The sequence below is a fragment of the Streptomyces sp. NPDC002564 genome, assembly GCF_042889645.1.
Classification (GTDB): domain Bacteria; phylum Actinomycetota; class Actinomycetes; order Streptomycetales; family Streptomycetaceae; genus Streptomyces.
Genome location: NZ_JBIARE010000008.1, coordinates 89142 through 114599, shown reverse-complemented (window position 1 = coordinate 114599; position 25458 = coordinate 89142). Strand labels below are relative to the sequence as shown.

Annotated in this window: 23 protein-coding genes; 10 read left to right on the top strand and 13 right to left on the bottom strand. The window is 73.4% G+C overall.

Translation table 11 applies throughout. From position 1 onward, the window contains the following. Positions 1–55: 55 nt before the first annotated feature. Entirely contained in the window at positions 56–1486 is a 1431-nt protein-coding gene (argH, locus tag ACFYXE_RS27095; RefSeq protein WP_361176330.1) for an argininosuccinate lyase, read from the bottom strand. Between the two features lie 54 nt (positions 1487–1540). Next, complete coding sequence (locus tag ACFYXE_RS27090; protein WP_389316830.1) at positions 1541–2737, bottom strand: argininosuccinate synthase; 1197 nt, start codon at positions 2735–2737, stop codon at positions 1541–1543. A gap of 158 nt (positions 2738–2895) precedes the next feature. Between ACFYXE_RS27090 and ACFYXE_RS27085 the strand changes: the two genes are divergently transcribed. Together ACFYXE_RS27085 and ACFYXE_RS27080 are read left to right on the top strand one after the other, a co-directional pair. Further along, positions 2896–3483 carry a pyridoxamine 5'-phosphate oxidase family protein gene (locus ACFYXE_RS27085; RefSeq protein WP_389316435.1) on the top strand — a complete coding sequence of 196 codons (588 nt, stop codon included), beginning with the start codon at positions 2896–2898 and terminating at the stop codon, positions 3481–3483. Positions 3484–3576: 93 nt separating this feature from the next. Then, entirely contained in the window at positions 3577–4581 is a 1005-nt protein-coding gene (locus tag ACFYXE_RS27080) for a bile acid:sodium symporter family protein (protein WP_389316433.1), read from the top strand. A gap of 258 nt (positions 4582–4839) precedes the next feature. Here ACFYXE_RS27080 and ACFYXE_RS27075 read toward each other — a convergent pair whose 3' ends face one another. The 6 genes from ACFYXE_RS27075 to ACFYXE_RS27050 all read right to left on the bottom strand — a co-directional run bounded on the left by ACFYXE_RS27075 (position 4840) and on the right by ACFYXE_RS27050 (position 10215). Then, positions 4840–5385: an arginine repressor gene (locus ACFYXE_RS27075; RefSeq protein WP_361176324.1), complete on the bottom strand. Its 546-nt coding sequence runs from the start codon at positions 5383–5385 to the stop codon at positions 4840–4842. A 7-nt stretch (positions 5386–5392) separates the two neighbouring features. Continuing rightward, a complete protein-coding gene (locus ACFYXE_RS27070; protein ID WP_389316430.1) occupies positions 5393–6598 on the bottom strand; it encodes an acetylornithine transaminase in 1206 nt (401 codons plus the stop codon). Further along, positions 6595–7551: an acetylglutamate kinase gene (gene argB, locus ACFYXE_RS27065; protein WP_361176320.1), complete on the bottom strand. Its 957-nt coding sequence runs from the start codon at positions 7549–7551 to the stop codon at positions 6595–6597. The genes ACFYXE_RS27070 and argB overlap by 4 nt, the downstream gene beginning before the upstream one ends. Next, positions 7548–8699 carry a bifunctional glutamate N-acetyltransferase/amino-acid acetyltransferase ArgJ gene (gene argJ / locus ACFYXE_RS27060; protein ID WP_389316427.1) on the bottom strand — a complete coding sequence of 384 codons (1152 nt, stop codon included), beginning with the start codon at positions 8697–8699 and terminating at the stop codon, positions 7548–7550. The genes argB and argJ overlap by 4 nt, the downstream gene beginning before the upstream one ends. Continuing rightward, positions 8696–9724 (bottom strand): N-acetyl-gamma-glutamyl-phosphate reductase, encoded by a 1029-nt coding sequence (gene argC, locus ACFYXE_RS27055; RefSeq protein ID WP_361176316.1) that lies wholly within the window; start codon positions 9722–9724, stop codon positions 8696–8698. Before argC ends, argJ begins: the two co-directional genes overlap by 4 nt. Before the next feature lie 176 nt (positions 9725–9900). Further along, on the bottom strand, positions 9901–10215 hold the full coding sequence (locus ACFYXE_RS27050) for a hypothetical protein (protein ID WP_389316425.1): 315 nt from the start codon (positions 10213–10215) through the stop codon (positions 9901–9903). 201 nt (positions 10216–10416) lie between these two features. Here ACFYXE_RS27050 and ACFYXE_RS27045 point away from each other — a divergent pair, with 201 nt between their 5' ends. Together ACFYXE_RS27045 and rox are read left to right on the top strand one after the other, a co-directional pair. Continuing rightward, on the top strand, positions 10417–11055 hold the full coding sequence (locus tag ACFYXE_RS27045) for a TOPRIM nucleotidyl transferase/hydrolase domain-containing protein (RefSeq protein ID WP_389316423.1): 639 nt from the start codon (positions 10417–10419) through the stop codon (positions 11053–11055). A 200-nt stretch (positions 11056–11255) separates the two neighbouring features. Beyond that, complete coding sequence (gene rox / locus ACFYXE_RS27040) at positions 11256–12737, top strand: rifampin monooxygenase (protein WP_389316421.1); 1482 nt, start codon at positions 11256–11258, stop codon at positions 12735–12737. A gap of 59 nt (positions 12738–12796) precedes the next feature. Here rox and ACFYXE_RS27035 read toward each other — a convergent pair whose 3' ends face one another. Further along, positions 12797–14032 (bottom strand): low temperature requirement protein A, encoded by a 1236-nt coding sequence (locus ACFYXE_RS27035; protein ID WP_389316827.1) that lies wholly within the window; start codon positions 14030–14032, stop codon positions 12797–12799. 216 nt (positions 14033–14248) lie between these two features. Here ACFYXE_RS27035 and ACFYXE_RS27030 point away from each other — a divergent pair, with 216 nt between their 5' ends. Both ACFYXE_RS27030 and ACFYXE_RS27025 read left to right on the top strand, forming a co-directional pair. Beyond that, positions 14249–15451 (top strand): epoxide hydrolase family protein, encoded by a 1203-nt coding sequence (locus ACFYXE_RS27030; RefSeq protein WP_361176308.1) that lies wholly within the window; start codon positions 14249–14251, stop codon positions 15449–15451. Next, positions 15448–16404, top strand: coding sequence for a chitosanase (locus ACFYXE_RS27025; protein WP_389316419.1), 957 nt, complete (start codon positions 15448–15450; stop codon positions 16402–16404). Before ACFYXE_RS27030 ends, ACFYXE_RS27025 begins: the two co-directional genes overlap by 4 nt. Before the next feature lie 47 nt (positions 16405–16451). On the opposite strand, the gene ACFYXE_RS27020 is transcribed toward ACFYXE_RS27025, so the two are convergent. After that, positions 16452–16868 carry a DUF5997 family protein gene (locus ACFYXE_RS27020; protein WP_389316417.1) on the bottom strand — a complete coding sequence of 139 codons (417 nt, stop codon included), beginning with the start codon at positions 16866–16868 and terminating at the stop codon, positions 16452–16454. Between the two features lie 57 nt (positions 16869–16925). Between ACFYXE_RS27020 and ACFYXE_RS27015 the strand changes: the two genes are divergently transcribed. Then, the gene (locus tag ACFYXE_RS27015; RefSeq protein ID WP_389316415.1) at positions 16926–17735 is read left to right on the top strand and encodes a LysR substrate-binding domain-containing protein; all 810 of its coding nucleotides are present in this window, start codon (positions 16926–16928) and stop codon (positions 17733–17735) included. Between the two features lie 99 nt (positions 17736–17834). Here ACFYXE_RS27015 and ACFYXE_RS27010 read toward each other — a convergent pair whose 3' ends face one another. After that, the gene (locus tag ACFYXE_RS27010; protein WP_389316413.1) at positions 17835–18509 is read right to left on the bottom strand and encodes a response regulator; all 675 of its coding nucleotides are present in this window, start codon (positions 18507–18509) and stop codon (positions 17835–17837) included. Next, complete coding sequence (locus ACFYXE_RS27005; RefSeq protein ID WP_389316411.1) at positions 18506–19699, bottom strand: sensor histidine kinase; 1194 nt, start codon at positions 19697–19699, stop codon at positions 18506–18508. Before ACFYXE_RS27005 ends, ACFYXE_RS27010 begins: the two co-directional genes overlap by 4 nt. A gap of 140 nt (positions 19700–19839) precedes the next feature. On the opposite strand from ACFYXE_RS27005, the gene ACFYXE_RS27000 reads away from it, so the two are divergent. Genes ACFYXE_RS27000 through ACFYXE_RS26990 form a run of 3 tightly spaced genes read left to right on the top strand, consistent with a single transcriptional unit; the run spans position 19840 to position 23113 of the window. Beyond that, positions 19840–20793, top strand: a complete 954-nt coding sequence (locus ACFYXE_RS27000; protein ID WP_389316409.1) for an ABC transporter ATP-binding protein — start codon at positions 19840–19842, stop codon at positions 20791–20793. Further along, entirely contained in the window at positions 20790–22316 is a 1527-nt protein-coding gene (locus tag ACFYXE_RS26995; protein ID WP_389316407.1) for an ABC transporter permease subunit, read from the top strand. Before ACFYXE_RS27000 ends, ACFYXE_RS26995 begins: the two co-directional genes overlap by 4 nt. Then, on the top strand, positions 22313–23113 hold the full coding sequence (locus ACFYXE_RS26990) for an ABC transporter permease (protein WP_389316405.1): 801 nt from the start codon (positions 22313–22315) through the stop codon (positions 23111–23113). Before ACFYXE_RS26995 ends, ACFYXE_RS26990 begins: the two co-directional genes overlap by 4 nt. 95 nt (positions 23114–23208) lie before the next feature. On the opposite strand, the gene ACFYXE_RS26985 is transcribed toward ACFYXE_RS26990, so the two are convergent. Then, on the bottom strand, positions 23209–25428 hold the full coding sequence (locus tag ACFYXE_RS26985; RefSeq protein WP_389316403.1) for an NADP-dependent isocitrate dehydrogenase: 2220 nt from the start codon (positions 25426–25428) through the stop codon (positions 23209–23211). Between the last annotated feature and the right edge of the window lie 30 nt (positions 25429–25458).

The window sequence follows — 25458 nt, the reverse complement described above, 5'->3', positions numbered from 1 at the left end:
CGGGCTCCTCGTCGTAGGGGATCTCCCCGTCAACGTAACCCGCGACGCCCTTTTCTCACCTGCGCGCGTCCGCCCACTCCCGCTGGACCGACAGGTCGGCCCGGACCTCGGCGAGCTGGACGGCCACGGCCGAGGGCGCGGTGCCGCCGCGGCCGTCGCGGGAGGCGAGGGCGCCGGGGACGTTCAGGACGGTGCGCACCTCGGGCGTGAGGTGCTCGGAGATCTTCGCGAACTGCTCGTCGGTGAGGTCGTCGAGCTCCTTGCCCTCGGCCTCGGCGACCTTCACGCACTCGCCCGCGACCTCGTGCGCGACCCGGAACGGCACGCCCTGCTTGACCAGCCACTCGGCGATGTCCGTGGCGAGCGAGAAGCCGGCCGGGGCGAGCTCCGCCATGCGCTCGCGGTGGACGGTGAGCGTCGCCATCATGCCGGTGAAGGCGGGCAGCAGGAGCTCCAGCTGGTCGCAGGAGTCGAAGACCGGCTCCTTGTCCTCCTGGAGGTCGCGATTGTACGCGAGCGGCAGCGCCTTGAGCGTCGCCATCAGGCCGGTCAGATTGCCGATGAGACGCCCCGACTTGCCGCGCGCCAGCTCGGCGATGTCGGGGTTCTTCTTCTGCGGCATGATCGAGGAGCCGGTGGAGAAGGCGTCGTGGAGGGTGACGAAGGAGAACTCCTTCGTGTTCCAGATGATGATCTCCTCGGCGATCCGGGAGAGGTTCACGCCGATCATCGCGGTGATGAAGGTGAACTCGGCGACGAAGTCGCGGGAGGCCGTGCCGTCGATGGAGTTGCCCACGCTGCCGTGCTCGAAGCCGAGGTCCCGCGCGACCGCCTCGGGGTCGAGGCCGAGGGAGGAACCGGCCAGCGCGCCGGAGCCGTACGGCGAGACGGCCGTGCGGGTGTCCCACTGCCGCAGCCGCTCGGCGTCCCGGGAGAGCGACTGGACGTGCGCGAGGACGTGGTGCGCGAAGAGCACCGGCTGGGCGTGCTGCAGGTGCGTGCGGCCCGGCATGGCGACGTCGGGGTGCGCCTCGGCGAGGCCCACCAGCGCGCCCTGGAGCTCGGCGAGCAGGCCGCCGATGATCCGGGCGTGGTCGCGCAGGTACATCCGGAAGAGGGTCGCCACCTGGTCGTTGCGGGACCGGCCGGCGCGCAGCTTGCCGCCGAGGTCGGGGCCGACCCGCTCCAGCAGGCCCCGCTCCAGGGCGGTGTGCACGTCCTCGTCGGCGACGGTGCCGACGAACGAGCCGTCCGCCACGTCGGCCTCCAGGCGGTCGAGCCCGGCGAGCATGCCGGTCAGCTCGTCCGCGGTGAGCAGGCCCGCGGTGTGCAGCACGCGGGCGTGGGCGCGGGAGCCCGCGATGTCGTACGGCGCGAGGCGCCAGTCGAAGTGGACCGAGGCCGACAGCTTCGCCAGGGCCTCTGCGGGCCCGTCGGCGAACCGTCCGCCCCAGAGCCGGACGTCACCGCCGTTGTTGCTGCTCACTGCACGTGCTCCTCAAGGCTGTTGCGGGAAATGCGGGGGCGTGGGGGCCGCGGGTCAGGCCCGCGCCGCACGCCGTGCGGCCATCTTCGACGAAAGACCGAAGATCTCGATGAAGCCCTGCGCCGCGGACTGGTCGAACGTGTCGCCCGAGTCGTAGGTGGCGAGGTGGAAATCGTAGAGGGACTGGCCGGACCGGCGGCCGGTCACGACGGCACGGCCGCCGTGCAGGGTCATCCGGATGTCGCCGGTGACATACCGGCTTGCCTCCTCGACGAAGCCGTCCAGGGCCCGCTTGAGCGGGGAGAACCACAGTCCGTCGTAGACCAGTTCACCCCAGCGCTGCTCGACCTGGCGCTTGTAGCGGGCCAGTTCGCGCTCGACCGTGACGTTCTCCAGCTCCTGGTGCGCGGTGATCAGGGCCAGGGCGCCCGGCGCCTCGTACACCTCGCGGGACTTGATGCCGACGAGGCGGTCCTCGACCAGGTCGATGCGGCCGACGCCCTGGGCGCCCGCGCGGGCGCCCAGCCGCTGGATCGCCTGGAGGACGGTGACCGGCTCGCCGTCGAGGGCGACCGGCACGCCCCGCTCGAAGGAGATGACGACCTCGTCGGCCTCGCGCGGCTCGGCGGGGTTCGCGGTGTACTCGTAGATGTCCTCGATCGGCGCGTTCCAGATGTCTTCCAGGAAGCCCGTCTCGACGGCCCGTCCGAAGACGTTCTGGTCGATGGAGTACGGGGACTTCTTGCTGGTGGCGATCGGGAGCCGCTGCCGCTCGCAGAAGGCGATCGCCTTGTCCCGGGTCATCGCGTAGTCGCGGACGGGGGCGATGCAGGTCAGTTCGGGGGCGAGCGCGACGATGCCGGCCTCGAAGCGCACCTGGTCGTTGCCCTTGCCGGTGCAGCCGTGGGCGACCGTGCCCGCGCCGTGCTTGCGGGCCGCGGCCACCAGGTGCTTGACGATGAGGGGCCGGGAGAGGGCCGAGACCAGCGGATAGCGGTCCATGTAGAGGGCGTTGGCCTTGATCGCCGGGAGGCAGTACTCCTCGGCGAACTCGTCCCTCGCGTCGGCGACCTCGGCCTCCACGGCGCCGCAGGCGAGCGCGCGCTTGCGGATGACCTCCAGGTCCTCGCCGCCCTGGCCGACGTCCACGGCGACGGCGACGACCTCGGCACCCGTCCGCTCCGCGACCCACCCGATGGCGACGGAGGTGTCCAGACCGCCCGAGTAGGCGAGTACGACGCGTTCGGTCACGGTGTCCTCCTTCGGTGTGCGCTGTTCCGTGTCATGCATGAGTATGCACTCCACCGTATGTTTCGTCAATCATCGAGGTCGTTAGGCGAGGTAGTTAGATGAAGTAGTTAGGCGAAGTAGTTAGACAAAGAAAGGACCTGGGCGAATAATCCCTGGCCATGGGAAAGACCTATGCACGCATCGACGGCAGACTCCGCACGTTCATCGAGGAACAGCCGATGTTCTTCACCGCCACGTCACCCCTCGCCGGTGACGGCACGATCAACCTCTCCCCCAAGGGCCTCAAGGGCTCGTTCGCGGTCGTCGACGCACTGACCGTCGCCTACCTCGACTTCGCGGGCAGCAACGCCGAGACCATCGCGCACCTGCGGGAGAACGGCCGCATCACCCTCATGTGGTGCGCCTTCCAGGGGCCGCCCAACATCGTGCGCGTGCACGGCCGCGGCGAGCCCGTCTTCCGTGACGACCCGCGCTTCGCCGAGCTGCTCGCCCACTTCCCCGGCATCGACCCGACCCCGCACGGCCTGCGCGCCATCATCGTGGTCTCGGCCGACCTCGTCCGCGACACCTGCGGGTACGCGGTCCCCTTCCTGACCTACGACGAGGACCGCGACCTGCACGCCAAGCGGTTCGCCCGCGAGGACGACGCCTCGCTCAGCGCGTACTTCACCAAGAAGGACCACATCGCGCACAGCATCGACGGGCTTCCCGGGCTCCCCCTGCCGCTGCCGCCCAGCACCGTCTGACACCGCCCGACACCGTCCGGAACGAGCTTCGTGTAGCGACCACATACCGAGACGGGGTTGCACGCGCACAGGGCCGGGGCGTTGCATCGCGCCGTGCGATCCGAACAGACGATCACCCCCGCGACCGGCGGCGAGGACCCGGCCGATGCCCCTGGCTCCGCCGACCGGGCCGCCCGCCGCGCCGTCACCGTCTTCCCCGTCCTCGTGCTCGCGGCGGGCGCCCTCGGGCTGCTCCTGCCGGACGCCTTCGCGGGCTGGGGCACGAACGTCCCGTACCTGCTGGGCGTGGTGATGTTCTGCATGGGCCTGACCATGACGCCGCTGGACTTCCAGGGCGTGGTCAAGCGGCCGTGGGCCGTCGCGCTCGGCCTGGTCGCGCACTACGTGATCATGCCGGGCCTCGGTTGGGTCATCGCCCACGCGCTCGGCCTGTCACCGCAGCTGGCGGCCGGCGTCATCCTGGTGGGCTGCGCGCCCAGCGGCACGGCGTCCAACGTCGTCACCTACCTGGCGCGCGGCGACGTGGCGCTGTCCGTGTCGGTCGCCACCGTGTCGACCGTCCTCGCGCCGCTGGTGACACCGCCGCTGACGCTGCTGCTCGCGGGCGAGTACCTGCCCGTCGACGCGGGCTCGATGGTCACCGACATCCTCAAGACCGTGCTGCTTCCGGTGCTCGCGGGCCTGGTGGTCCGGCTGCTCCTCGGCCGGTACGTCGACCGGGTGCTCGGCGCGCTGCCGTGGCTGTCGGCACTGACGATCGCCGCGATCGTGGCGATCGTCGTCGCGGGCAGCGCCACGGCGATCAAGTCGGCCGCGGCGCTGGTGTTCCTCGCGGTGTTCCTGCACAACGGCCTCGGCCTCGCGCTCGGTTACGGCGCGGGCAAGCTGGCCCGCCTCGGCAGGCCCGCCTCCCGGGCGATGGCCTTCGAGGTCGGCATGCAGAACTCGGGCCTGGCAGCATCCCTGGCGACGGCCCACTTCAGCCCCCTGGCGGCCCTGCCGTCGGCGGTCTTCTCCGTATGGCACAACGTGTCGGGCGCGTTGGTCGCCGCCTGGATGGCCCGCCGCACCCGAGATCCGGACCCGTCCAGCACGTGAGAACAAGCCCGGCACGGACCTGATCTCAAGCCCGTCCGACGCTCGATGACGAGCCCGGCACGGACCTGATCTCAAGCCCGTCCGGCGCTCGATGACGAGCCCGGCACGGACCTGATTTCAAGCCCGTCCGGCGCTTGAGGACGAACTCGGCGAAGCCGGTGAAGAACCCCGCACGCCCCTGCTTCAAGCCCGTCCGGCGCTTGAGGACAAGCCCGGCGCAGCCGGCGACGCGCTCCGCCCAAGGCCCAGGGGCCAGACTCAGTGGTCGTTGGAAGCCAACCGCAACAAGTGATCCGCCAACGCCTGACCCCCCGCCGGCTCCCTGCTGATCAGCATCAACGTGTCGTCGCCCGCGATCGTGCCGAGGATGTCGTGCAGTTCGGCCTGGTCGATCGCCGACGCGAGGAACTGGGCCGCGCCCGGCGGCGTACGCAGCACGACGAGGTTCGCCGAGGCCTCCGCGGAGATCAGCAGCTCCGCGGAGAGCCGCCGCATCCGCTCCTCCTTGGCGGACTCCCCCAGCGGCGCGCGCGGGGTGCGGAATCCGCCCTCGCTCGGCACCGCGTAGATGAGGTCGCCCTCGGCGTTGCGGATCTTCACCGCGTTCAGCTCGTCCAGGTCCCGGGAGAGCGTCGCCTGAGTGACGGTCAGACCGTCGTCGGCGAGCAGCTTCGCCAACTGGCTCTGGGAGCGGACCGGCTGCCGGTTGAGGATGTCCACGATCCGGCGGTGGCGTGCGGTACGGGTCTGCGGCACGGCGGGACCCGCGTGGTCGACGTGCTCATTGCCTTGCGCCTGGCTCATCGTCGTCTCATTCTCCGGATCGTCCGTCCCCGTGGGCCTCGAGGGCCTTGTCCAGGATCGCGGGCAGGGCCCCGAGGAACGCGTCCACCTCGTCGTCGCGCACGTTCAGCGGCGGCATCAGCCGTACGACATCGGGGGCGGGCGCGTTCACGAGGAAGCCGGCGTCCTGAGCCGCCTGCTGCACGCGCGGCGCGAGCGGCTCGGTGAGCACGATACCCAGCAGCAGGCCCGAGCCCCGGACATGGGCCACGAGCGGGTGTCCCGGTGACTCGATTCCGTCGCGGAGCCGCTCGCCCGCCCGCTTGGTGTTCTCCAGGAGCCCCTCGGCCTCGATGGTCTCGACGACGGCGAGACCCGCGGCGCAGGCGACGGGGTTGCCGCCGAACGTGGTGCCGTGGTGGCCGGGCCGGAACAGCTCGGCCGCGGCGCCGAACGCGACGGTCGCGCCCAGCGGGAGCCCGCCGCCCAGGCCCTTCGCGAGCGTGACGACGTCCGGGGCGACCCCTTCGTGCGCGAGGTACTCGAACCAGTGCCCGGTGCGACCGATTCCGGTCTGCACTTCGTCCAGGACGAGCAGCGTGCCGGTGGCCGCGGTGATCTCGCGGGCCGCCTTGAGGTACCCGGCGGGCGGCACGACGACGCCGTTCTCGCCCTGGATCGGCTCGACGACGACCAGCGCGGTGTCCGTGGTGACGGCCGCGCGCAGCGCCTCGGCGTCGCCGTAGGGGACGTGCGTGACGTCGCCGGGCAGCGGCAGGAACGGCTCCTGCTTGCCGGGCTGGCCGGTGAGCGCGAGCGCGCCCATGGTGCGGCCGTGGAAGCCGCCCACGGTGGCGACCATGTGCGGGCGCCCGGTCAGCCGGCCGAGCTTGAACGCGCCTTCGTTGGCCTCGGCGCCGGAGTTGCAGAAGAACACCCGGCCCTCGCGCCCGAAGAGCTGGAGCAGCTTCTCGGCGAGCGCGACGGGCGGTTCGGCGACGAAGAGGTTCGAGACGTGGCCGAGGGCGCCGATCTGACCGCTGACGGCCTCGACGACCGCCGGGTGGGCGTGGCCGAGCGCGTTGACCGCGATGCCGCCGACGAAGTCGAGGTACTCCTTGCCGTCGGCGTCCCACAGCTTGCTGCCCGCACCGCGCACCAGGGGCAGCCGGGGTGTGCCGTAGTTGTCCATCAGCGCGCCCTGCCAGCGCGCGGTCAGCTCCTGGTTGCTCATGACTCCCCCTCCGTGCCGGTGGTGCTGTCGTCGTGGTCGGGCACGACCATGGTGCCGATGCCCTCGTCGGTGAAGATCTCCAGCAGGATGGAGTGCTGGACGCGGCCGTCGATCACGCGGGCCGTCTCGACGCCGTTGCGCACGGCGTGCAGGCAGCCCTCCATCTTGGGCACCATGCCGCTGGCCAGCTCGGGCAGGAGCTTCTCCAGCTCCGTGGCGGTGAGCTTGCTGATCACCTCGTCGGAGTGCGGCCAGTCCTCGTAGAGGCCCTCGACGTCGGTGAGGACCATCAGCGTCTCGGCACCAAGCGCCGCAGCGAGTGCCGAAGCCGCCGTATCAGCATTGACGTTGTAGACATGGCCGTCGTCCTGGGAGCGGGCGATCGAGGAGACGACCGGGATGCGGCCGTCGGCGAGCAGCGCCTCGATGGCGCCGGTGTCGATCTGGGTGATCTGGCCGACCCGGCCGATGTCGACCAGCTCGCCCTCGATGCGGGGCAGGTGTTTGGTGGCGGTGATGGTGTGCGCGTCCTCGCCGGTGAGGCCGACGGCGAGCGGGCCGTGCTCGTTCAGCAGGCCGACGAGCTCGCGCTGGACCTGTCCGGCGAGCACCATCCGTACGACGTCCATGGCGTCCTCGGTGGTGACCCTGAGGCCCGCCTTGAACTCGCTGACGATGCCGTGCCGGTCGAGGGCCTTGCTGATCTGCGGGCCGCCGCCGTGCACGACGACGGGCCGCAGGCCCGCGTGGTGCAGGAAGACGACGTCCTGGGCGAAGGCGGCCTTGAGCTCCTCGTCGACCATGGCGTTGCCGCCGAACTTGATGACGACGGTCTTGCCGCGGTGCCGGGTCAGCCAGGGCAGCGCCTCGATGAGGGTCTGGGCCTTGGGCAGCGCGGTGTGCTTGCGCGCGGTGGGCTGGTTGCCCGCGTCCTTGGGCGTGTCGGTGCTCATGAGGAGTACGCGCTGTTCTCGTGGACGTAGTCGGCGGTGAGGTCGTTGGTCCAGATGGTCGCGGTCTCGCTGCCGGCCGCCAGGTCGGCGGTGATGACGATCTCCCGGTAGCGCATGTCGACGAGCTCGCGGTCCTCGCCCACGGAGCCGTTCTTGCAGACCCAGACGCCGTTGATGGCGACGTTGAGCTGATCGGGGTCGAAGGCGGCGGAGGTGGTGCCGATGGCGGAGAGCACCCGGCCCCAGTTGGGGTCCTCGCCGTGCAGGGCGCACTTGAGGAGGTTGTTGCGGGCGATGGAGCGGCCCACCTCGACGGCGTCGGCCTCGCTGGCGGCGTTGACGACGTCGACCTTGATGTCCTTGCTCGCGCCCTCGGCGTCGCCGATGAGCTGACGTCCGAGGTCGGCGCAGACCGTGCGGACGGCCTCGGCGAACTCGTCGTGACCGGGGGTGACGCCGGCGGCGCCGGAGGCGAGCAGCAGCACGGTGTCGTTGGTCGACATGCAGCCGTCGGAGTCGACCCGGTCGAAGGTGAGCCGGGTGGCGTCGCGCAGCGCGCGGTCCAGGGCGTCGGCCGGCAGATCGGCGTCGGTGGTGAGCACGACGAGCATCGTGGCGAGGCCGGGGGCGAGCATGCCCGCGCCCTTGGCCATGCCGCCGACGGTCCAGCCGTCCTGGGTGACCACGGACGTCTTGTGCACGCTGTCGGTGGTCTTGATGGCGATGGCGGCCTTCTCGCCGCCGTGCGCGGAGAGTTCGCCCGCGGCCTTGTCGATGCCGGGCAGCAGCTTGTCCATGGGGAGCGTGACGCCGATGAGTCCGGTCGACGCGACGGCGACCTCGCCGGCGTTGACGGAGAGCGTCCCGGCGACCTTCTCGGCGGTGGCGTGCGTGTCCTGGAAGCCCTGGGGTCCCGTACAGGCGTTGGCGCCGCCGGAGTTGAGGACGACGGCGGAGACGGTGCCGCCCTTGAGGACCTGCTCCGACCACAGGACGGGGGCGGCCTTGACGCGGTTGGAGGTGAAGACGCCCGCGGCGGCCGAGCGGGGCCCGGTGTTGACCACGAGGGCCAGGTCCGGGTTGCCGTTCTCCTTGATCCCGGCGGCGATGCCCGCGGCCGTGAATCCCTTAGCTGCCGTCACACTCACGGCGCGACTCCGATCGTAGTGAGCCCGGTGGCCTCGTCGAGGCCGAGGGCGATGTTCATGCTCTGCAGGGCGCCGCCCGCGGTGCCCTTGGTGAGGTTGTCGATGGCGCTGATCACGATGACGCGTCCGGCCGCCGCGTCGTACGCGACCTGGATCTGCACGGCGTTCGAGCCGTACACGGAGGCGGTGGCGGGCCACTGCCCCTCGGGGAGCAGGCGTACGAACGGCTCGTCGGCGAAGGCCTTCGCGTAGGCGGCCCGCACGGATTCGGCGGTGACGCCGTCCTTGGCCCTGGCGCTGCAGGTGGCGAGGATGCCGCGGGGCATCGGGGCCAGGGTGGGCGTGAAGGAGACGCCGACGCGGGTGCCCGCCGCCGCGGAGAGGTTCTGGATCATCTCGGGCGTGTGCCGGTGGCCGCCGCCGACCCCGTACGGGGACATGCTGCCCATGACCTCCGAGCCGAGGAGGTGCGGCTTGGCGGCCTTGCCCGCGCCGGAGGTGCCGGAGGCCGCGACGATCACCGCTTCGGCCTCGACGAGGTCCGCCGCGTACGCCGGGAAGAGCGCGAGCGAGACGGCGGTGGGGTAGCAGCCGGGCACCGCGATGCGCTTGGCCCCTTCGAGGGCGGCGCGGGCGCCGGGCAGTTCGGGCAGGCCGTAGGGCCAGGTGCCGGCGTGCGGGCTGCCGTAGAACGCCTCCCAGTCGGCCGGGTCCTTCAGCCGGAAGTCGGCGCCCATGTCCACGACGAGCACGTCGGGCCCGAGCTGCTCGGCGACGGCGGCGGACTGCCCGTGGGGCAGCGCGAGGAAGACGACGTCGTGCCCGGCGAGCACCTCGGCGGTGGTCGGCTCCAGGACCCGGTCGGCGAGCGGGGCCAGATGCGGCTGCAGCGCGCCCAGGCGCTGGCCCGCGTTCGAGTTCCCGGTGAGGGCGCCGATCTCCACCTCGGGGTGGGCGAGCAGCAGACGCAGCAGTTCGCCGCCCGCGTACCCACTCGCCCCTGCCACTGCTGCGCGTACCCTCATGGAACCCTCCTCTTGGATGGCATGACTATACGTAACGCTGCAGTTTTATGCAACGCCCGGAGGGAGGGCATGCGGGAGGCGTGGGTCTCCATGATGCGGCCGAGCGCTTCAGTGGGCGGGTGAGCGCCGTAGTGGGCGGGTGAGCGCCATTGCGGGCGGGTTCGCGCCGCCTTCGCCTAGCCAGGGACGACGTTCAGGCTGCCTGCCTCGGCGGCGATGGCTCCTTCGCCGGCCGTCAGCGTGTCCTGGACATACGGCAGGTCAGCTCCTCCGCACTGGTTGAGGGGACTGCCCAGGGGCAGCCCCAGCAGGTTGCTGTCACCGGCGCCGGTGCCCGAAGTGGTGACGCCGTCCGCCCGTGTGCCGTGGTGGTTGGCGCAGCTCGTCCCGAAGGCGGGTGAGAGGAAGTCGCCGATCCCGCCCGCGGCGGCCGGGGACGCGGCCAGGAGGCCACCGGCCGCGGCGGCCGACGTCACGGTGAATGCGGTCACTGCCAGGCGAGAAATCATGACCGGCAAACGAATCAGGCATCCGGCGGACACGACCGGTGCCGCCGCGCGGCCGGTCCATCGGTTGCCGCTGAGGAGCGCCACCGGGCGGTCCCGCCCGGCCGCGCTCGTCGGCTGAGCCCCGCCGGTGGGTGGGGCGGATAATCCGTGCGGGGGGCGGGCGGGCGCGGGCAGACTCGGGTCATGGCGGACGTACGGGCGTTTCAGGAAGCGGTGGACCGGTGGGCGGCCGGGGGGTCGGGCGCGGCGGCGGAGGAGCTCGCGCGGCGGCTGGGGCTGCACACGGCGGTGCTGCTCGAAGGGCCGAGCGACCTCGCGGCCGTCGAGGCGCTGGCCGTACGGCGCGGCAGGGACCTGGCGGCCGAGGGGGTGTCCGTCGTCCCGATGGGCGGCGCGATGAGCGTCGGCCGTTACGCGGAGCTGCTCGGTCCCGCCGGCCTGGGGCTGCGCCTGACCGGCCTCTGCGACGAGCGCGAGCGGCCCTTCTACGAACGCGGCCTGGAGCGTGCGGGGGCGTCGCGGCACGACTTCTTCGTGTGCGCGGCGGATCTGGAGGACGAGCTCATCCGCGCGCTGGGCACGGCGCGGGTCGAGGAGGTGGTCCGGGCCGAGGGCGACCTGCGCGCCTGGCAGACGCTGCTGCGCCAGCCCGCGCACCAGGGGCGGCCCCGCGACCAATCGCTGCGGCGCTTCTTCGGCACCAAGAAGGGGCGCAAGATCCGGTACGGCGGGCTGCTGGTGGAGGCGCTCGACGAGGAGCGCGTCCCGGCGCCGCTCGACGACCTCTTCGCGAGCGTCGGGTACCGCGGGGCCAAGCGCTGACCGCGCCACGGACCCGGCACGACCTGCCCCGGACAGCGGAAAGGCAAGGAGTCGCGTCCTCCCTGCCCCTCTCAACGTACAGCGCGTGGGGGGCCTTGCGGCAAGGCCCCCCACGCGCCGCAGAATGCGTCGCCGTGGAGACGGAAACAGACGTGGAAACAAACGTGGAAGCAAACGTGGAAACAGACGTGGAAACAGACGTGGATACCGAAGTGGACACGGAAACAGGGGGCCCGGGGACGGGCGGGACCGACGCCGACGTGATCGTGGTCGGCGGCGGCCCGACCGGTCTGATGCTGGCCGGTGAGCTGCGGCTGCAGGGCGTACGCACCCTCGTGCTGGAGCGGGACGCCGTGCCGCCCGAGGTAATGCGCTCGCTCGGCCTGCACGCGCGCAGCATCGAGGTGATGGCCCAGCGCGGGCTGCTCGAGCGGTTCCTCGCGCACGGCAGCCGGCACCCGCTCGGCGGCTTCTTCGCCGGGATCACCAGGCCCGCGCCCGAAGGGCTCGACACCGCGCACGGCTATGTCCTCGGCATCCCGCAGCCCGTCACCGAGCGGCTGCTGGCCGAGCACGCCACCGGGCTCGGCGCCGGGCTCCGGCGCGGCCACGAGCTGGCCGGGCTGGCCCAGGACGGCGAGGGGGTGACCGCCGAACTGTCCGACGGCACGCGGCTGCGCTCGCGTTTCCTCGTCGGCTGCGACGGCGGCCGCAGCACCGTGCGCGGGCTGGCCGGCATCGGATTCCCCGGCGAACCCTCCCGGGTCGAGACGCTGCTCGGCGAGATGGAGCTGACCGCGTCGCCGGAGACGGTCGCCGCGGTGACGGCCCGCGTCCGCACGACCGAGCGGCGGTTCGGCGTCGGGCCGCTGGGCGGCGGGGCGTTCCGCGTCGTCGTGCCCGCGGCGGGGGTCGCCGAGGACCGCACGGTCCCGCCGGACTTCGAGGAGTTCAAGCAGCGGCTGCGGGCCGTGGCCGGCACCGACTTCGGTGCGCACGCGCCGCGCCGGCTCACCCGCTTCGGCGACGCCACCCGGCTGGCCGAGCGCTACCGGGAGGGCCGCGTCCTGCTGGCCGGTGACGCGGCGCACGTCCACCCGCCGACCGGCGGACAGGGCCTGAACCTCGGCATCCAGGACGCGTTCAACCTCGGCTGGAAACTCGCCGCCGAGATCAACGGCTGGGCGCCCGCGGGCCTCTTGGACAGCTACGAGAGCGAGCGGCGCCCGGTGGCCGCCGACGTCCTGGACAACACCCGCGCCCAGATGGAACTGCTGTCGACCGGGCCGGGCCCGGCGGCGGTGCGCCGGCTCCTCGCGGAGCTGATGGACTTCGACGCGGTGAACCGGCACCTGATCGAGAAGGTCGTCGCGATCGGGATCCGGTACGACGTGGGCGGGGGGAGCCACGCACTGCTCGGCCGGCGACTGCGGGACGTGGCGCTGGGCCGGGGCAGCCTCTACGGACGCACGCACGCGGGACGCGGACTCCTGCTCGACCGGACGGGCCTCCTCTCCGTGACCGGCTGGGCGGACCGCGTCGACCATCTCGTCGACCCCGCCGCGGAACTGGACGCTCCCGCCGCGCTGTTGCGCCCGGACGGCCACGTGGTGTGGGCCGGCGACGACCGGACGGAGCTGTGCGCTGCACTGGCCCGGTGGTTCGGCTCGGCGAGCGCGTGAACGGCCCGTGCGGGGGACGGTGACGGAGCCGCCCGAGTCGCGGACGCCCGCGCCCCGCGTCACCCCGCTTCGAGGTCCGCCAGCATCCTGGCCTGGTGGCGGTGCCCGACCGTCTCGTAGCCGATCACCGTGACGAAGGGCGCCAGCATCACCACGAGCAGGCACACCGCGACCGGGACGCCCGCGAGGGCCAGGAGCACCGCCACGGCGAGGACCGCCAGCGTGAGCGAGATCAGCAGCAGGTGGAAGCGGTCCGCGGCGGACAGCAGCAGGGTGTGCAGGAGGTAGACCATCAGCAGGTAGAGGCCGACCGGCAGGGCCAGGGCCAGCACCACGGCGACCTCGCCGATCTTCGCGTGGTGCTCCAGCTGCAGGCCCGCCACGTGCAGCCCGGCGCCGGCCCCGGCGATGCCGATGAAGAGCAGGATGTGCCCGTAGCCGAAGAGGTAGCCGCGGCGACGGCGGTGCACCAGGATGTCGCCGAACGGCGTGGCGAAGTAGACCCACCACATGCCGAAGGTCAGGCCGACCCCGGCCACGACGACGGCGACGGCGTTCGCCGTCCAGGCCGTCCCGTCCGCGCCGCCGAGCAGCTCGCCGGAGGAGGCGACGGTGCCGACCACGCCCTCGCCGAGCGTGATGATCGCGAAGAGGCCGTAGCGCTCCGCGACGTGGTGCGGGTGCCACGGCGTGCCGCCCGCGTCGCCCTGGGTCAGGACCGGCAGCACCAGTTCGAGCGCGGCGAGGACGACGAAGGCGGCGAGCAGGGCGGCGACCGGCAGCCGCACGAACGCGACCACGATCCAGCCGGCCTGGGCGATGACCGTCCAGCGGATGTTGGCCATCCCCACGCGGTGGAAGGACGGGGACTCCCGGGCCGCGCGCCACCACTGCAGCACCATCGCGATCCGCATCACGACGTACCCGATCACCATGGCGCGCAGTTCGAGGTGGCCGTCCCCGTCAAGGGAGTCGAGGGCGCCGAGGGAGTGGAACATCGCGGGCAGGCCGAGCGCGAAGATGACGACGCCGATCATCTGGACCATGGTCAGCGCCCGGTAGAGCCAGTCGTCGGTGCCGAAGGCGGAGGCGAACCAGCTGAAGCTGATCCAGGCGACACTGATCGCGAACATCGCGAGGACGAACGCGGCGACGGCCCGCGCCGTGTGCCCCTCGGCGACCATCTCGGCGAACTGGGCGGCCGCGGTGCCCACCGCCACCACGAAGGTCAGGTCGAACAGGAGCTCCAGCGGCGTGGAGACGCGGCCGCGCTCCGCCGGGTCCCGGCCGGTCATCGGCGTCAGCCGGTGCGCCAGGCCGCGCCCCTCGGCCGCGCCCCCGCGTGCGGAGTCGCTCATGCACAGCATGATGGCCGAGGACACCGCCGCCCGCAGGTCGGCACGGCCCCCGTGACCAGGCGCTCTCCCCCGCGGCGCGACGCCCTGGCGGGCCGTGCGGCGGGTCGCGGGGCCCCGGCCCCCGCCCCGGAACACGGCATACCATGCGCCCATATGACGACCTCAGGCGACACCAGCATCCGCCCGTACCGCATCGACATACCGCAGGAGGACCTCGACGACCTCCACGCGCGGCTCGACGGCACCCGGTGGCCCGACGAGCTGCCCGGGGTCGGCTGGGCGTACGGCGTGCCCCGTGACTACCTCCGGGAGCTCGCCGACCACTGGCGGCACACCTACGACTGGCGGGCGGCGGAGGCCGCGCTGAACGAGTGGCCGCAGTTCACCACCACGATCGACGGGGCGAACGTGCACTTCGCGCACCTGCGCTCGCCCGAACCGGACGCCACGCCCCTGCTGATGACCCACGGCTGGCCCGGCTCGATCGTCGAGTTCGCCGACGTCGTCGGCCCGCTCACCGACCCGCGCGCCCACGGCGGCGACCCGGCCGACGCCTTCCACCTGGTCCTGGTGAGCATCCCCGGTTTCGGGCTCTCGGGTCCGACGACGGAGACCGGCTGGGAGTTCCGCCGGGTGGCCGCGGCGTCCGCGGAGCTGATGGCGCGGCTCGGCTACGAGCGGTACGGGGTGCAGGGCGGCGACTGGGGCGCGGGCATCTCCCGCGAACACGGCCGGGTGCGCCCGGAGCACGTCATCGGCGTCCACCTGAACCTGCTGCCGAACGCGGCGCCGACGCGGGAGCCGGACGAGGCGGAGCTGGCCGCGCTCGGCCCGGACGAGCGCGCGCGGACCCTCGCCTCCTGGGACCGCATGCGCGCCTGGCTCAAGGACCGCCAGGGGTACGCCGACCTCCAGTCGACCCGGCCGCAGACCCTCGCGTACGCCCTGACCGACTCGCCGGTGGGCCAACTCGCCTGGATCGCCGAGAAGTTCAAGGAGTGGACGGACTCGGAGGACCGCCCCGAGGACGCCGTCGACCGCGACCAGCTGCTCACGAACGTCATGCTGTACTGGCTGACCGGCACGGCCGGTTCGTCCGCCCGCATCTACTACGAGCGCGCGCACGCCGACTACTGGGGCGAGCCGCCCGAGCCCTCCGCCACGCCGACCGCGCTCGCCGACTTCCCCCGGGACAACTTCATCCCGCTGCGCCACATCGCGGACCGCACCAACAACATCGTGCAGTGGACGACGTACGACCGGGGCGGCCACTTCGCGGCGATGGAACAGCCCGAGCTGCTCGTCGCGGACATCCGCACGTTCTTCCGCACGCTGCGAGAGGACGCGGGCCGATGAGCGGCGCACCGCATCCCGCCGTGGCGCCCCGGCGCGGGCTCGTCCGGTCCTGCGCCGCCCTGGCCGCCGTCGCCGCCCTGGGCCTCGGCCCGGCCGCCTGCGGCACCGGGGGCGGGGACGGGGGCCGGAGCGGCGGCGGGCGGTCGGACGGGGACGCCTCGCTCACCGCCGAGCAGCGGCGCCGGGCGGACCAGCTGGTCAGCGTCTTCGAGAACGGCACGACCAGGATCCAGTACGCGTACGCGGAGAACCTGCACGACGGCCGGGGCGTCACCGCGGGCCGGGCGGGCTTCACCACCGACGACGGCGACGCGCTGGAGGTCGTCCGCGCGTACACCGAGCAGGTGCCGGGCAATCCGCTCGCCCGCTTCCTTCCCGCGCTGGAGCGGCACGCGGACGGGGGCGGGAACGGCAACGGGAACGGAGACGCCGCCGAGGGCGAGGAGGAGGAGGAGGAGGCCGGCGGGTCCGGGGATCCGGGAGATTCCGCCGCCGTGCCCGACGACGCCTACATCGCCGCCTGGAAGCGCGCCGCCGCCGATCCCGCGTTCCGCGAGGTGCAGGACGCGCAGGTCGACGCGCGCTACTTCGACCCCGCGCTGCGGGCCGCGCGCAAGGCCGGGCTCAGCAGTCCGCTGGCCCTGGCCGAGCTGTACGACGCCTCGATTCAGCACGGCAACGGCACCGACGGCGATTCCCTGCCCGCTCTCGTGAAGCGGACCACGGCCAGGGTCGGCACGCCCGCCGAGGCCGGCGAGAAGAAGTGGCTCGACGCGTTCTTCGACGTACGCGTCCACGATCTGCGACATCCCGTGAACACCGGCACCGCCAAGGAGTGGCGGGCCTCCGTCGACCGTGTCGAGGCGGTGCGCCGGATCGCCGCGAGCGGCAACGACGACCTCGGCGGGCCGTTCACCGTGACGGCGTTCGGCAGTGCGCACACCATCAAGTGACACGCGCCCCCGGGTGAGGCGCGCCCCGGGAGCGGCCCGGAGCGGCGTCAGTCGCGGGAGTCCTCCGCGCGGGCGGCACGCTTCTCCGCCTGCTCGGCCTGCTTCTCCTTGATGCGGACGGTCTCCTTGCGGACCTCGGCCTGGGTGGCCCGCTCCTGGCGCAGCCAGCCGGGCTGCTCCTCCTTCAGCGCGTCGATCTGCTCCGTGGTGAGCGCCTCGGTCACGCCGCCGCGGGCGAGGCCCGCGATGGAGACGCCGAGCTTGGCCGCGACGACGGGGCGGGGGTGCGGGCCGGTGCGCCGCAGCTCCTGGAGCCACTCGGGCGGGTCGGCCTGCAGCGCGTTGAGCTCGCTGCGCGAGACGACGCCCTCCTGGAACTCGGCGGGCGTGGCCTCGAGGTACACACCCAGCTTCTTCGCCGCGGTCGCGGGCTTCATGGTCTGGGTGGTCTGGTGCGACGTCATGGGTCAAGGGTATCGAGCGTGTGCGCTACTCCCGACCACGGCGGGTAGCCTGGCGAGGTGACAGGCTCGGAAGTATCCCCTTCGTTCCGGCTCGCCTACGTCCCGGGGGTGACGCCCGCCAAATGGGTGCGTATCTGGAACGAGCGGCTGCCCGACGTCCCGCTGACCCTCCTCCCGGTCGCCGCCGCCGAGGCGCCCGGTCTGCTGCGCGCGGGCGGCGCCGACGCGGGGTTCGTGCGGCTGCCCATCGACCGCACCGACCTCAGCGCGATCCCCCTCTACACGGAGACGACCGTCGTCGTGGTCCCCAGGGACCACGTCGTGGCGGCCGTGGACGAGGTGTCGACGGAGGACCTGGCCGACGAGGTCGTGTTCCATCCGCTGGACGAGACCCTGGTGTGGGAGGAGCGTCCCGGCAAGCCCGCCTACGAGCGTCCCGCCACGACCGAGGACGCCGTCGAGCTGGTGGCGGCCGGGGTCGGCGTGCTCGTCGTGCCGCAGTCGCTCGCCCGCCTGCACCACCGCAAGGACCTCACCTACCGCCCGGTGACGGGCGCGCCCGAGTCGCGCGTCGCGCTGTCCTGGCCGGAGGCCGAGACCACGGACCTGGTGGACGACTTCATCGGGATCGTCCGCGGCCGGACGGTCAACAGCTCACGGGGCCGGGCCCAGACCCCCGCGAAGGAACAGGCCAGGGCCGAGGAACAGGCCAAGGCGAAGGCGCAGCGCAAGCCCGGCGGCGGCAGGGGCGGGGGCGCGTCCACCGGGAAGTCGGCCGCGAAGCCGTCCGGCAAGGGCAGGGCGGGTGGCGGCGGCACCGCACGCGCCAAGCCCACCAAGCGCGGCAAGCCGAAGCGCCGCTCCTAGCGGCACGTCCACGCACCGGCCCTCACAGCACGTCCACGCACCGGTGCCGGCCGCACAGCCACGCACCGGTGCCGGCCGCTCGGCCCACGCGCGGCGGGCTCACCCGTCCGGTGCGTGTGGCACCACCAGGCCCGACTCGTAGGCCGCGACCACGGCCTGGGTGCGGTCCCGGAGGCCCAGTTTGGCCAGGACGCGGCTGACGTGGGTCTTCACCGTCTCCTCGCCGACGTGCAGGCGCGCGGCGATCTCCGGGTTGGACAGGCCCTCGGCGATCAGCCGGAGCACCTCGGTCTCGCGGGGCGTCAGCAGGTCCAGGCGGGGCCCTTTCCTGGCCCGGCCCGGCTTGAGCCGCGCGAACTCGGCGATCAGGCGGCGGGTGACCGTCGGCGCGAGCAGGCCCTCCCCCGCGGCGACCACCCGCACCGCCTCGAAGAGGCGCTCCGCGGTGACGTCCTTGAGCAGGAAGCCGGCCGCTCCGGCGCCCAGCGCGTCGTACACGTGCTCGTCGAGGTCGAAGGTGGTCAGGATGAGGACGCGCGTACCGGTCCCCGCGAGCCTGCCGGTCGCCTCGATGCCGTCCATCACCGGCATGCGCACGTCCATGAGGACCACGTCGGGCCGCAGCGCACGGCAGAGGCGGACCGCGGCGGCGCCGTCCGCCGCGGTCCCGGCGACCGTGAAGTCGGGCTGCGTCGCCAGCAGCCCGGCGTATCCGGCCCGCACGACCTCGTGGTCGTCGGCGATGACCAGGCGCAGGGGCGGGGCGGCGGTCATGCGGCCTGCTCCCGGGGCGCGGTCGGGAAGGTCGCCTCGATCAGGAAGCCGCCGTCGCGGGCCGGTCCCGCGCGCAGCGCTCCGCCCGCCGTCGCGGCGCGCTCCCGCATGCCGAGCAGGCCGTGCCCGGCGCCGTGCGCCGCGGGGTGCGGGCCGGGCCCGTTGTCGCGCACGCGCAGCCGCAACTCAGCGTTCCCGTAGCGCAGTTCGACGTCGATGGCCGCACCGGGCGCGTGCCGCCGGGCGTTGGTGAGGGCTTCCTGGACGATGCGGTACGCGGTGAGTCCGACGCCCGGGTCCAGGGGCCGCATCGGCCCCTCGACGATGAGGCGCAGCGCACCGCCGGACGCATCCCGCGCCTCGTCGACGAGGTCGCCGAGCTGTTCGATGCCCGGCTGCGGGCGGCGTTCGGGCGTGGCCGCGGGCCCCGCGTCCTCGCGGAGCACGCCGAGCAGGCGGCGCATCTCGGTGAGCGCGGTGCGGGCGGTGTCGCCGATGGCAAGGAAGCGCTCGGCGCCCGCCGCGGGCAGTCCGGGGGTGGTGAGCCGGGCGGTCTCCGCCTGGACGGCGATGAGCGAGATGTGGTGGGCGACCACGTCGTGCAACTCGCGGGCGATGCGGGCCCGTTCACCACGCGCCGCGTGGGCGAGCAGGGTGTCGGCGACGGCCCGCTCGGTGGCCCGGTGCGCGAGCGCGGTGTCGCGGGCCCGGCGGGCCAGCCCGCTGCCGGCCGCCGCCGCGGCGCCCGCGGCGAGCACGGCGGCGAGGATCCGCGTCCCCGCGCCGCCCGGCGCGGCGATCGCGTACCCCACGAAGGGCAGCGGGAGCAGCGCGGCGAGGGCCCTGGGGGCCCGGCGGCCCGCCCGGTGCAGGGCGAGGAGGAGCGCGGCGGCACCGGCGGCCGTGAGGACGTGGAACGGGGTGAGCGCGAGCAGCGCCGCCGTGCCCGTGGTCAGCGCGGCCGCCGCCACCGTCCGGTGTCCGTCGGCCGGGCGCGGCGGGGCGGCGAGCACCGCGACCGGGGCCGTCGCCCCGAGGGCGAGGGACAGGGCGAGCGGGAGCGGCACGCGGCCGTCCGCGCGCAGCAGGACCTCGCCCGCGGCGGCGAGCGCGAGGAGCGCTGCGGCGACGACCGGGGCCTCGGGAATCTCCCCGACCGGTCTTCGCCGTACGGCGGTTGAGGCCTTCACGGAGTCATTGTCACCGGACCGGGCCCCCGCGGAGTCCCTCGCGTGAGGGATAGGGGGACACTCCGGCGCGTGACGCCCCGGGCGGCCGTCGTCCCTAGCCTCACTCCGTACGGAGATGCCACGGGGAGGGAGCCGGGAGCGTGGAAGCGACCATCGAGGTACGGGAGTTGCGCAAGAGGTTCGGGGCCGTTACGGCGGTGGACGGGCTGTCGTTCCGCGTGGAGCCGGGGCAGGTGACGGGGTTCGTCGGCCCCAACGGCGCGGGGAAGTCGACGACGCTGCGGATCCTGCTCGGCCTGGACCGTGCGGACGGGGGTGCCGCGCTGATCGGGGGGTGCCCCTACGCGGAGCTGCGCACCCCGCTCCTGGCGGTCGGGGCGCTGCTCGACGCGGCGGCCGTGCACCCCGGCAGGCGCGGGCGCGACCATCTGCTGTGGATGGCGCACTCGCACCGGATCCCGGTGCGCCGGGTGGACGAGGTGCTGGACCTGGTGGGTCTCGGTGCGGCGGCGCGGCGCCGGGCCGGCGGCTACTCGCTGGGCATGCGGCAGCGGCTCGGCATCGCGGCCGCGCTGCTCGGCGATCCGCCGGTGCTGCTGTTCGACGAGCCGGTCAACGGGCTCGACCCGGAGGGGGTCCGGTGGATCCGCGGCACCCTGAAGGCGCTCGCGGACGAGGGGCGGGCCGTCCTGGTCTCCAGTCACCTGATGAGCGAGCTGGAGGACACCGCCGACCACTTGGTGGTGATCGGGCGGGGCCGGGTCGTCGCCGACACGAGCGTGCGGGAGCTGCTGGCCGCCGCGTCCGGCGACCGCGTCGAGGTGCGCACCGGCGAGCGCGCCCGGGCGATGACGGTCCTCACGGCGGCGGGCGCGAGCGTCGCCGCCACCGGGCGGGACACGCTGACCGTCGCGCGGCTCGACGCGGAACGGGTGGCGGGCCTGCTCGGCGGGGCGGGCGTGGCCTTCTCGGGGGTCGCCGCGCACCGGGCCACGCTGGAGGAGGCGTACATGGAACTCACCAGGGGTACCGCACGGTTCGCGGCCGACGCGGCGCCCGGCGGCGCACGGGACGGGGAGGGCGGCCCGCGATGACCGCTCCGCTCCCGCGCGGGACGGGTGCCGCGCCACGCGCCCGGGACGGCTTCGCCCGGCTCGTGCACGCCGAATGGACCAAGCTGCGCACGGTGCGCCGCTGGCTGCTCACCCTGGTGGGGGCGGTGCTGGTGACGGTGCTCGTCTCCCTCTTCTCGGCGCTCGGTTCGTCGTCCGAGACGGCCAGGGGCGGCGGCCCGCCCGGCCCCACCGGGGCCGACGGCAGGCCGGTCCTGGACGGCTTCTCCTTCGCGTACCGGACACTGACCGGCGACGGCACGGTCACCGCCCGGGTGTCCGTGCCCGAGGGGGACGGCCGCGGCACGCCCGACTGGGCCAAGGCCGGGCTGCTGGTCAAGGAGAGCACCCGGCCGGGCGCCGACTACGCGGCCCTCATGGTCACCGCGCGCCACGGGGTGCGGCTGCAGAGCGCCTTCACCCGGGACGTGGCGGGCTCCGCCGTGCCGCCGGGCGGCCTGCGCTGGCTGCGGCTGACCCGGGACGGCGCCCGCGTCACCGGGTACGAGTCCGCCGACGGCCGTGCCTGGCACGAGGTCGGCACGGTCGACCTGGACGGCCCGGACAGCAAGGGCCCCGCGCCGCACGCCGTGCCCGCCGGGTTCTTCGTGACCTCGCCCGACATCCAGTCCCGCGAGCGGGAGTTCGGCAGCGCCTCCGTCGACCAGCGGCCCACGGTGTCGACCGCGCGCTTCGACCGAGTGCGGCTGGACGGCCGGGCGCGGCCCGAGCGGTGGCGGCACGTCGGCGTCGGCGGGGACCCGCGGCGCGATGCCGGCGAACTGCGGCCCTCGGGGAGCGGCTTCACGCTCAGCGGCTCCGGCGACATCGCCCCCACGACGCCGCCCAACGACCTGGCCGTGATGGCGCTGGACGGCGTCCAGCTGGGTCTGGTGCTCGTCGCGGCGGTCGGCGTCCTGTTCGTCACCGCCGAGTACCGGCGCGGCATGATCCGCACCACCCTGGCGCTCAGCCCCCGGCGCGGCCGGGTGCTGCTCGCCAAGGCCGTGGTGATCGGCGCGGTGTCGTTCGCGGCGGGGCTCGTCGCGACGTTCACGGCGTACCTGGTCAGCGCGGACCCGCTGCGCGGCGACGACGATCCGCCGCTGTTCGGCGACATCTCCCTGGCCGACGGGCCGATGCTGCGCGCGCTCGTCGGCAGTGCCGCCGTGCTCGCGCTGATCGCGGTGCTCGCCCTGGGGCTCGGCGCGCTGCTGCGCGGCACGGCGGCGGCGATCGCCGTCGTGGTGGTGGTGTTCGTGCTGCCCCTGATCCTGCTCGGGACGCTGCCGCTGGACCTGGCGCACCTGCTGCAACGGTTCACGCCGGTGGCCGGGTTCGCGGTGCAGGGCACCCTGCCGCGCCACGACCAGGTGGCGACCGTCTGCCTGCCGGAGGAGGGCTGCTACCCGCAGGGCCCCTGGACGGGCCTGCTGACGCTCGCCGGGTACGCCGCCGTGGTGCTCGGCGCCGCGCTGTGGCGGCTGCGGAGGCGGGACGCATGACCCCGCCCGACGCGGGCGCGGTCCCGTGGTCCGCGGTCCTGCGCGCCGAGTGGACCAAACTCCGTACGCTGCACGGCACTTGGTGGCTGCTGCTCGGCGTGGTCGTGCTGACCGTCGGCGCGGGTGCGCTCACCACGGGTGCCCTGTCCGCCGGGGACTGCCCGGTGCCCGCCGACTGCCACGAGGACACCGTGCGGCTCAGCCTCACCGGGGTGTGGGTGGGGCAGGGCGCCGTCGTCGTCCTCGCGGTGCTCGCGATGAGCGGTGAGTACGGCACGGGCACCATCCGCACGACGCTGGCGGCGGAGCCGCGCCGGGTGCGGGTGCTTGCCGCCAAGGCGGTGGTGGTGGCCGGCCCGACGACGGCGGCGGGTGCACTCGCCGTCCTCGGATCGCTGCTGGTGGGACGGGAGTTGCTGGCGGCGGACGGGTTCGCGGTGCCGGGTCTTACCGAGGGTCCGACGCTGCGGGCCGGTCTCGGCTCGGTCCTGTATCTGGCGCTGGCCGCCCTGGTCGGCCTCGGCACGGCCGCCGCGCTGCGCGACACGGCGGGAGCGACCACCGCCGCGCTGGCCCTCTTCTACGCCCTGCCGGTGCTCGCCGGGCTGCTCGCCGACCCCGGCCTGCGGGAGCGGGCCGAGGAGCTGACGCCGTCGACGGCCGGTCTCGCCGTCCAGGCGACCGTCGGCCTGGACCGGCTGCCGATCGGGCCGTGGGCGGGCATCGGGGTGCTCGGCGGCTACGCGGCGGCGGCGCTGCTCGCGGGGGGCCTGGTGCTGCGGGCGCGGGACGCGTGAGGGACGGCGGAAGGGGCCTCCCGCCGACGTGGCGGGAGGCCCCTTCCGGTGTGGTCCGGTCCGGTGTGGTCCGGTCCGGCGGGTGCCGGTGCGGATCAGCCCAGGATCGACAGGGCCTGGTTGAGCGTCGCGGACGGACGCATGACCGCGGAGGCCTTGGCCACGTCCGGCTGGAAGTAGCCGCCGATGTCGGCCGGGGAGCCCTGCACCGCGACGAGCTCGTCGACGATGGTCTGCTCCTGCTCGGCCAGCGTCTTGGCCAGGGCCGCGAACGCCTCGGCGAGCTGGGCGTCGTCGGTCTGCTTGGCCAGCTCCTGCGCCCAGTACAGGGCGAGGTAGAAGTGGCTGCCGCGGTTGTCGATGCCACCGAGCTTGCGGCTCGGCGACTTGTTCTCGTTCAGGAACGTGCCGGTGGCGCGGTCCAGGGTGTCGGCGAGCACCTGGGCGCGCGCGTTGCCCGTCTTGGTGGCGAGGTGCTCGAAGCTGACCGCGAGGGCGAGGAACTCGCCCAGGCTGTCCCAGCGCAGGTAGTTCTCCTTGACCAGCTGCTGGACGTGCTTGGGGGCGGAGCCGCCCGCGCCCGTCTCGAAGAGGCCGCCGCCGTTCATCAGCGGGACGACCGACAGCATCTTGGCGCTGGTGCCCAGCTCCAGGATCGGGAACAGGTCGGTGAGGTAGTCGCGCAGGACGTTGCCGGTCACCGAGATGGTGTCCTCGCCGCGGCGGATGCGCTCCAGGGAGAACGCGGTGGCGTCGACCGGCGACATGATGCGGATGTCCAGGCCGTCGGTGTCGTGGTCGGCGAGGTAGCGCTCGACCTTGCCGATCAGCACGGCGTCGTGGGCGCGGGTGTCGTCGAGCCAGAAGACGGCCGGGTTGCCGGTGGCGCGGGCGCGCGTCACGGCGAGCTTGACCCAGTCCTGGATCGGCAGGTCCTTGGTCTGGCACATGCGGAAGATGTCACCGGCGGCGACGGTCTGCTCCAGGACCGCGTCGCCCGCGGCGTCGACCACGCGGACGGTGCCGGTGGTGGGGACCTCGAAGGTCTTGTCGTGGCTGCCGTACTCCTCGGCCTTCTGCGCCATCAGACCGACGTTCGGGACCGAGCCCATCGTCGACGGGTCGTACGCGCCGTGGGCCCGGCAGTCGTCGATGACGACCTGGTAGATGCCCGCGTAGCTGCTGTCCGGCAGGACCGCGAGGGTGTCGTGCTCGTCGCCGTCCGGGCCCCACATGTGGCCGGAGGTGCGGATCATGGCCGGCATGGAGGCGTCGACGATGACGTCGCTCGGGACGTGCAGGTTGGTGATGCCCTTGTCGGAGTCGACCATGGCGAGCTCGGGGCCCTCGGCCAGCTCGGCCTCGAAGGACGCCTTGATCTTCTCGCCGTCGGCGAGCGACTCCAGGCCCTTGAAGATGCCGCCCAGACCGTCGTTCGGGGTCAGGCCGGCACCGGCGAGGACGTCGCCGTACGCGGCGAAGGTCTTCGGGAAGAAGGCGCGGACCACGTGACCGAAGATGATCGGGTCGGAGACCTTCATCATCGTGGCCTTGAGGTGCACGGAGAAGAGCACGCCCTCGGCCTTGGCGCGGGCGACCTGCTCCTTGAGGAACTCGCGCAGCACGGCGACGCGCAGCACGGAGGCGTCGACGACCTCGCCCTCGAGGACCGGTACGGACTCGCGCAGGACGGTGGTGGAGCCGTCGTCGCCGACGAGCTCGATGCGCAGCGAGCCGGCCTCGGAGATCACCGCGGACTTCTCGGTGGAGCGGAAGTCGTTCTCGCCCATGGTGGCGACGTTCGTCTTCGAGTCGGCCGTCCAGGCGCCCATGCGGTGCGGGTGGGCCTTGGCGTAGTTCTTGACCGACGCGGGGGCGCGGCGGTCGGAGTTGCCCTCGCGCAGGACCGGGTTGACGGCGCTGCCCTTGACCTTGTCGTAACGGGCGCGGACGTCGCGCTCCTCGTCGGTCTTGGGGTCGTCCGGGTAGTCGGGGAGCGCGTAGCCCTGGCCCTGCAGCTCGGCGACCGCGGCCTTGAGCTGCGGGATGGACGCCGAGATGTTCGGCAGCTTGATGATGTTCGCCCCGGGCGTCTTCGCCAGCTCGCCGAGCTCGGCGAGGGCGTCGGAGATGCGCTGGCTCTCCTGAAGACGCTCGGGGAAGCTCGCGATGATGCGCCCCGCGAGCGAGATGTCGCGGGTCTCCACGCCGACACCGGCCGTCGAGGCGTAGGCCTGGACCACCGGCAAGAACGAATGGGTCGCCAGGGCCGGGGCCTCGTCAGTGTGGGTGTAGATGATGGTCGAGTCAGTCACCGGGTGCTCCGCTCCGCGTCTGCAACATTG

Bases quoted from the DNA above. Each gene is read 5' to 3' on its own strand.
- ACFYXE_RS27025 (WP_389316419.1), top strand. From the start codon at position 15,448: ATGAGCGGCGCACCGCATCCCGCCGTGGCGCCCCGGCGCGGGCTCGTC.
- ACFYXE_RS27020 (WP_389316417.1), bottom strand. From the start codon at position 16,868: ATGACGTCGCACCAGACCACCCAGACCATGAAGCCCGCGACCGCGGCG.
- ACFYXE_RS27070 (WP_389316430.1), bottom strand. From the start codon at position 6,598: ATGAGCAACCAGGAGCTGACCGCGCGCTGGCAGGGCGCGCTGATGGAC.
- ACFYXE_RS27075 (WP_361176324.1), bottom strand. From the start codon at position 5,385: ATGAGCCAGGCGCAAGGCAATGAGCACGTCGACCACGCGGGTCCCGCC.
- ACFYXE_RS27010 (WP_389316413.1), bottom strand. From the start codon at position 18,509: ATGACCGCCGCCCCGCCCCTGCGCCTGGTCATCGCCGACGACCACGAG.
- ACFYXE_RS26995 (WP_389316407.1), top strand. From the start codon at position 20,790: ATGACCGCTCCGCTCCCGCGCGGGACGGGTGCCGCGCCACGCGCCCGG.
- ACFYXE_RS26990 (WP_389316405.1), top strand. From the start codon at position 22,313: ATGACCCCGCCCGACGCGGGCGCGGTCCCGTGGTCCGCGGTCCTGCGC.
- argC (WP_361176316.1), bottom strand. From the start codon at position 9,724: ATGAGGGTACGCGCAGCAGTGGCAGGGGCGAGTGGGTACGCGGGCGGC.
- ACFYXE_RS27035 (WP_389316827.1), bottom strand. From the start codon at position 14,032: ATGACCGGCCGGGACCCGGCGGAGCGCGGCCGCGTCTCCACGCCGCTG.
- ACFYXE_RS27045 (WP_389316423.1), top strand. From the start codon at position 10,417: ATGGCGGACGTACGGGCGTTTCAGGAAGCGGTGGACCGGTGGGCGGCC.
- argB (WP_361176320.1), bottom strand. From the start codon at position 7,551: ATGAGCACCGACACGCCCAAGGACGCGGGCAACCAGCCCACCGCGCGC.
- ACFYXE_RS27030 (WP_361176308.1), top strand. From the start codon at position 14,249: ATGACGACCTCAGGCGACACCAGCATCCGCCCGTACCGCATCGACATA.
- ACFYXE_RS27085 (WP_389316435.1), top strand. From the start codon at position 2,896: ATGGGAAAGACCTATGCACGCATCGACGGCAGACTCCGCACGTTCATC.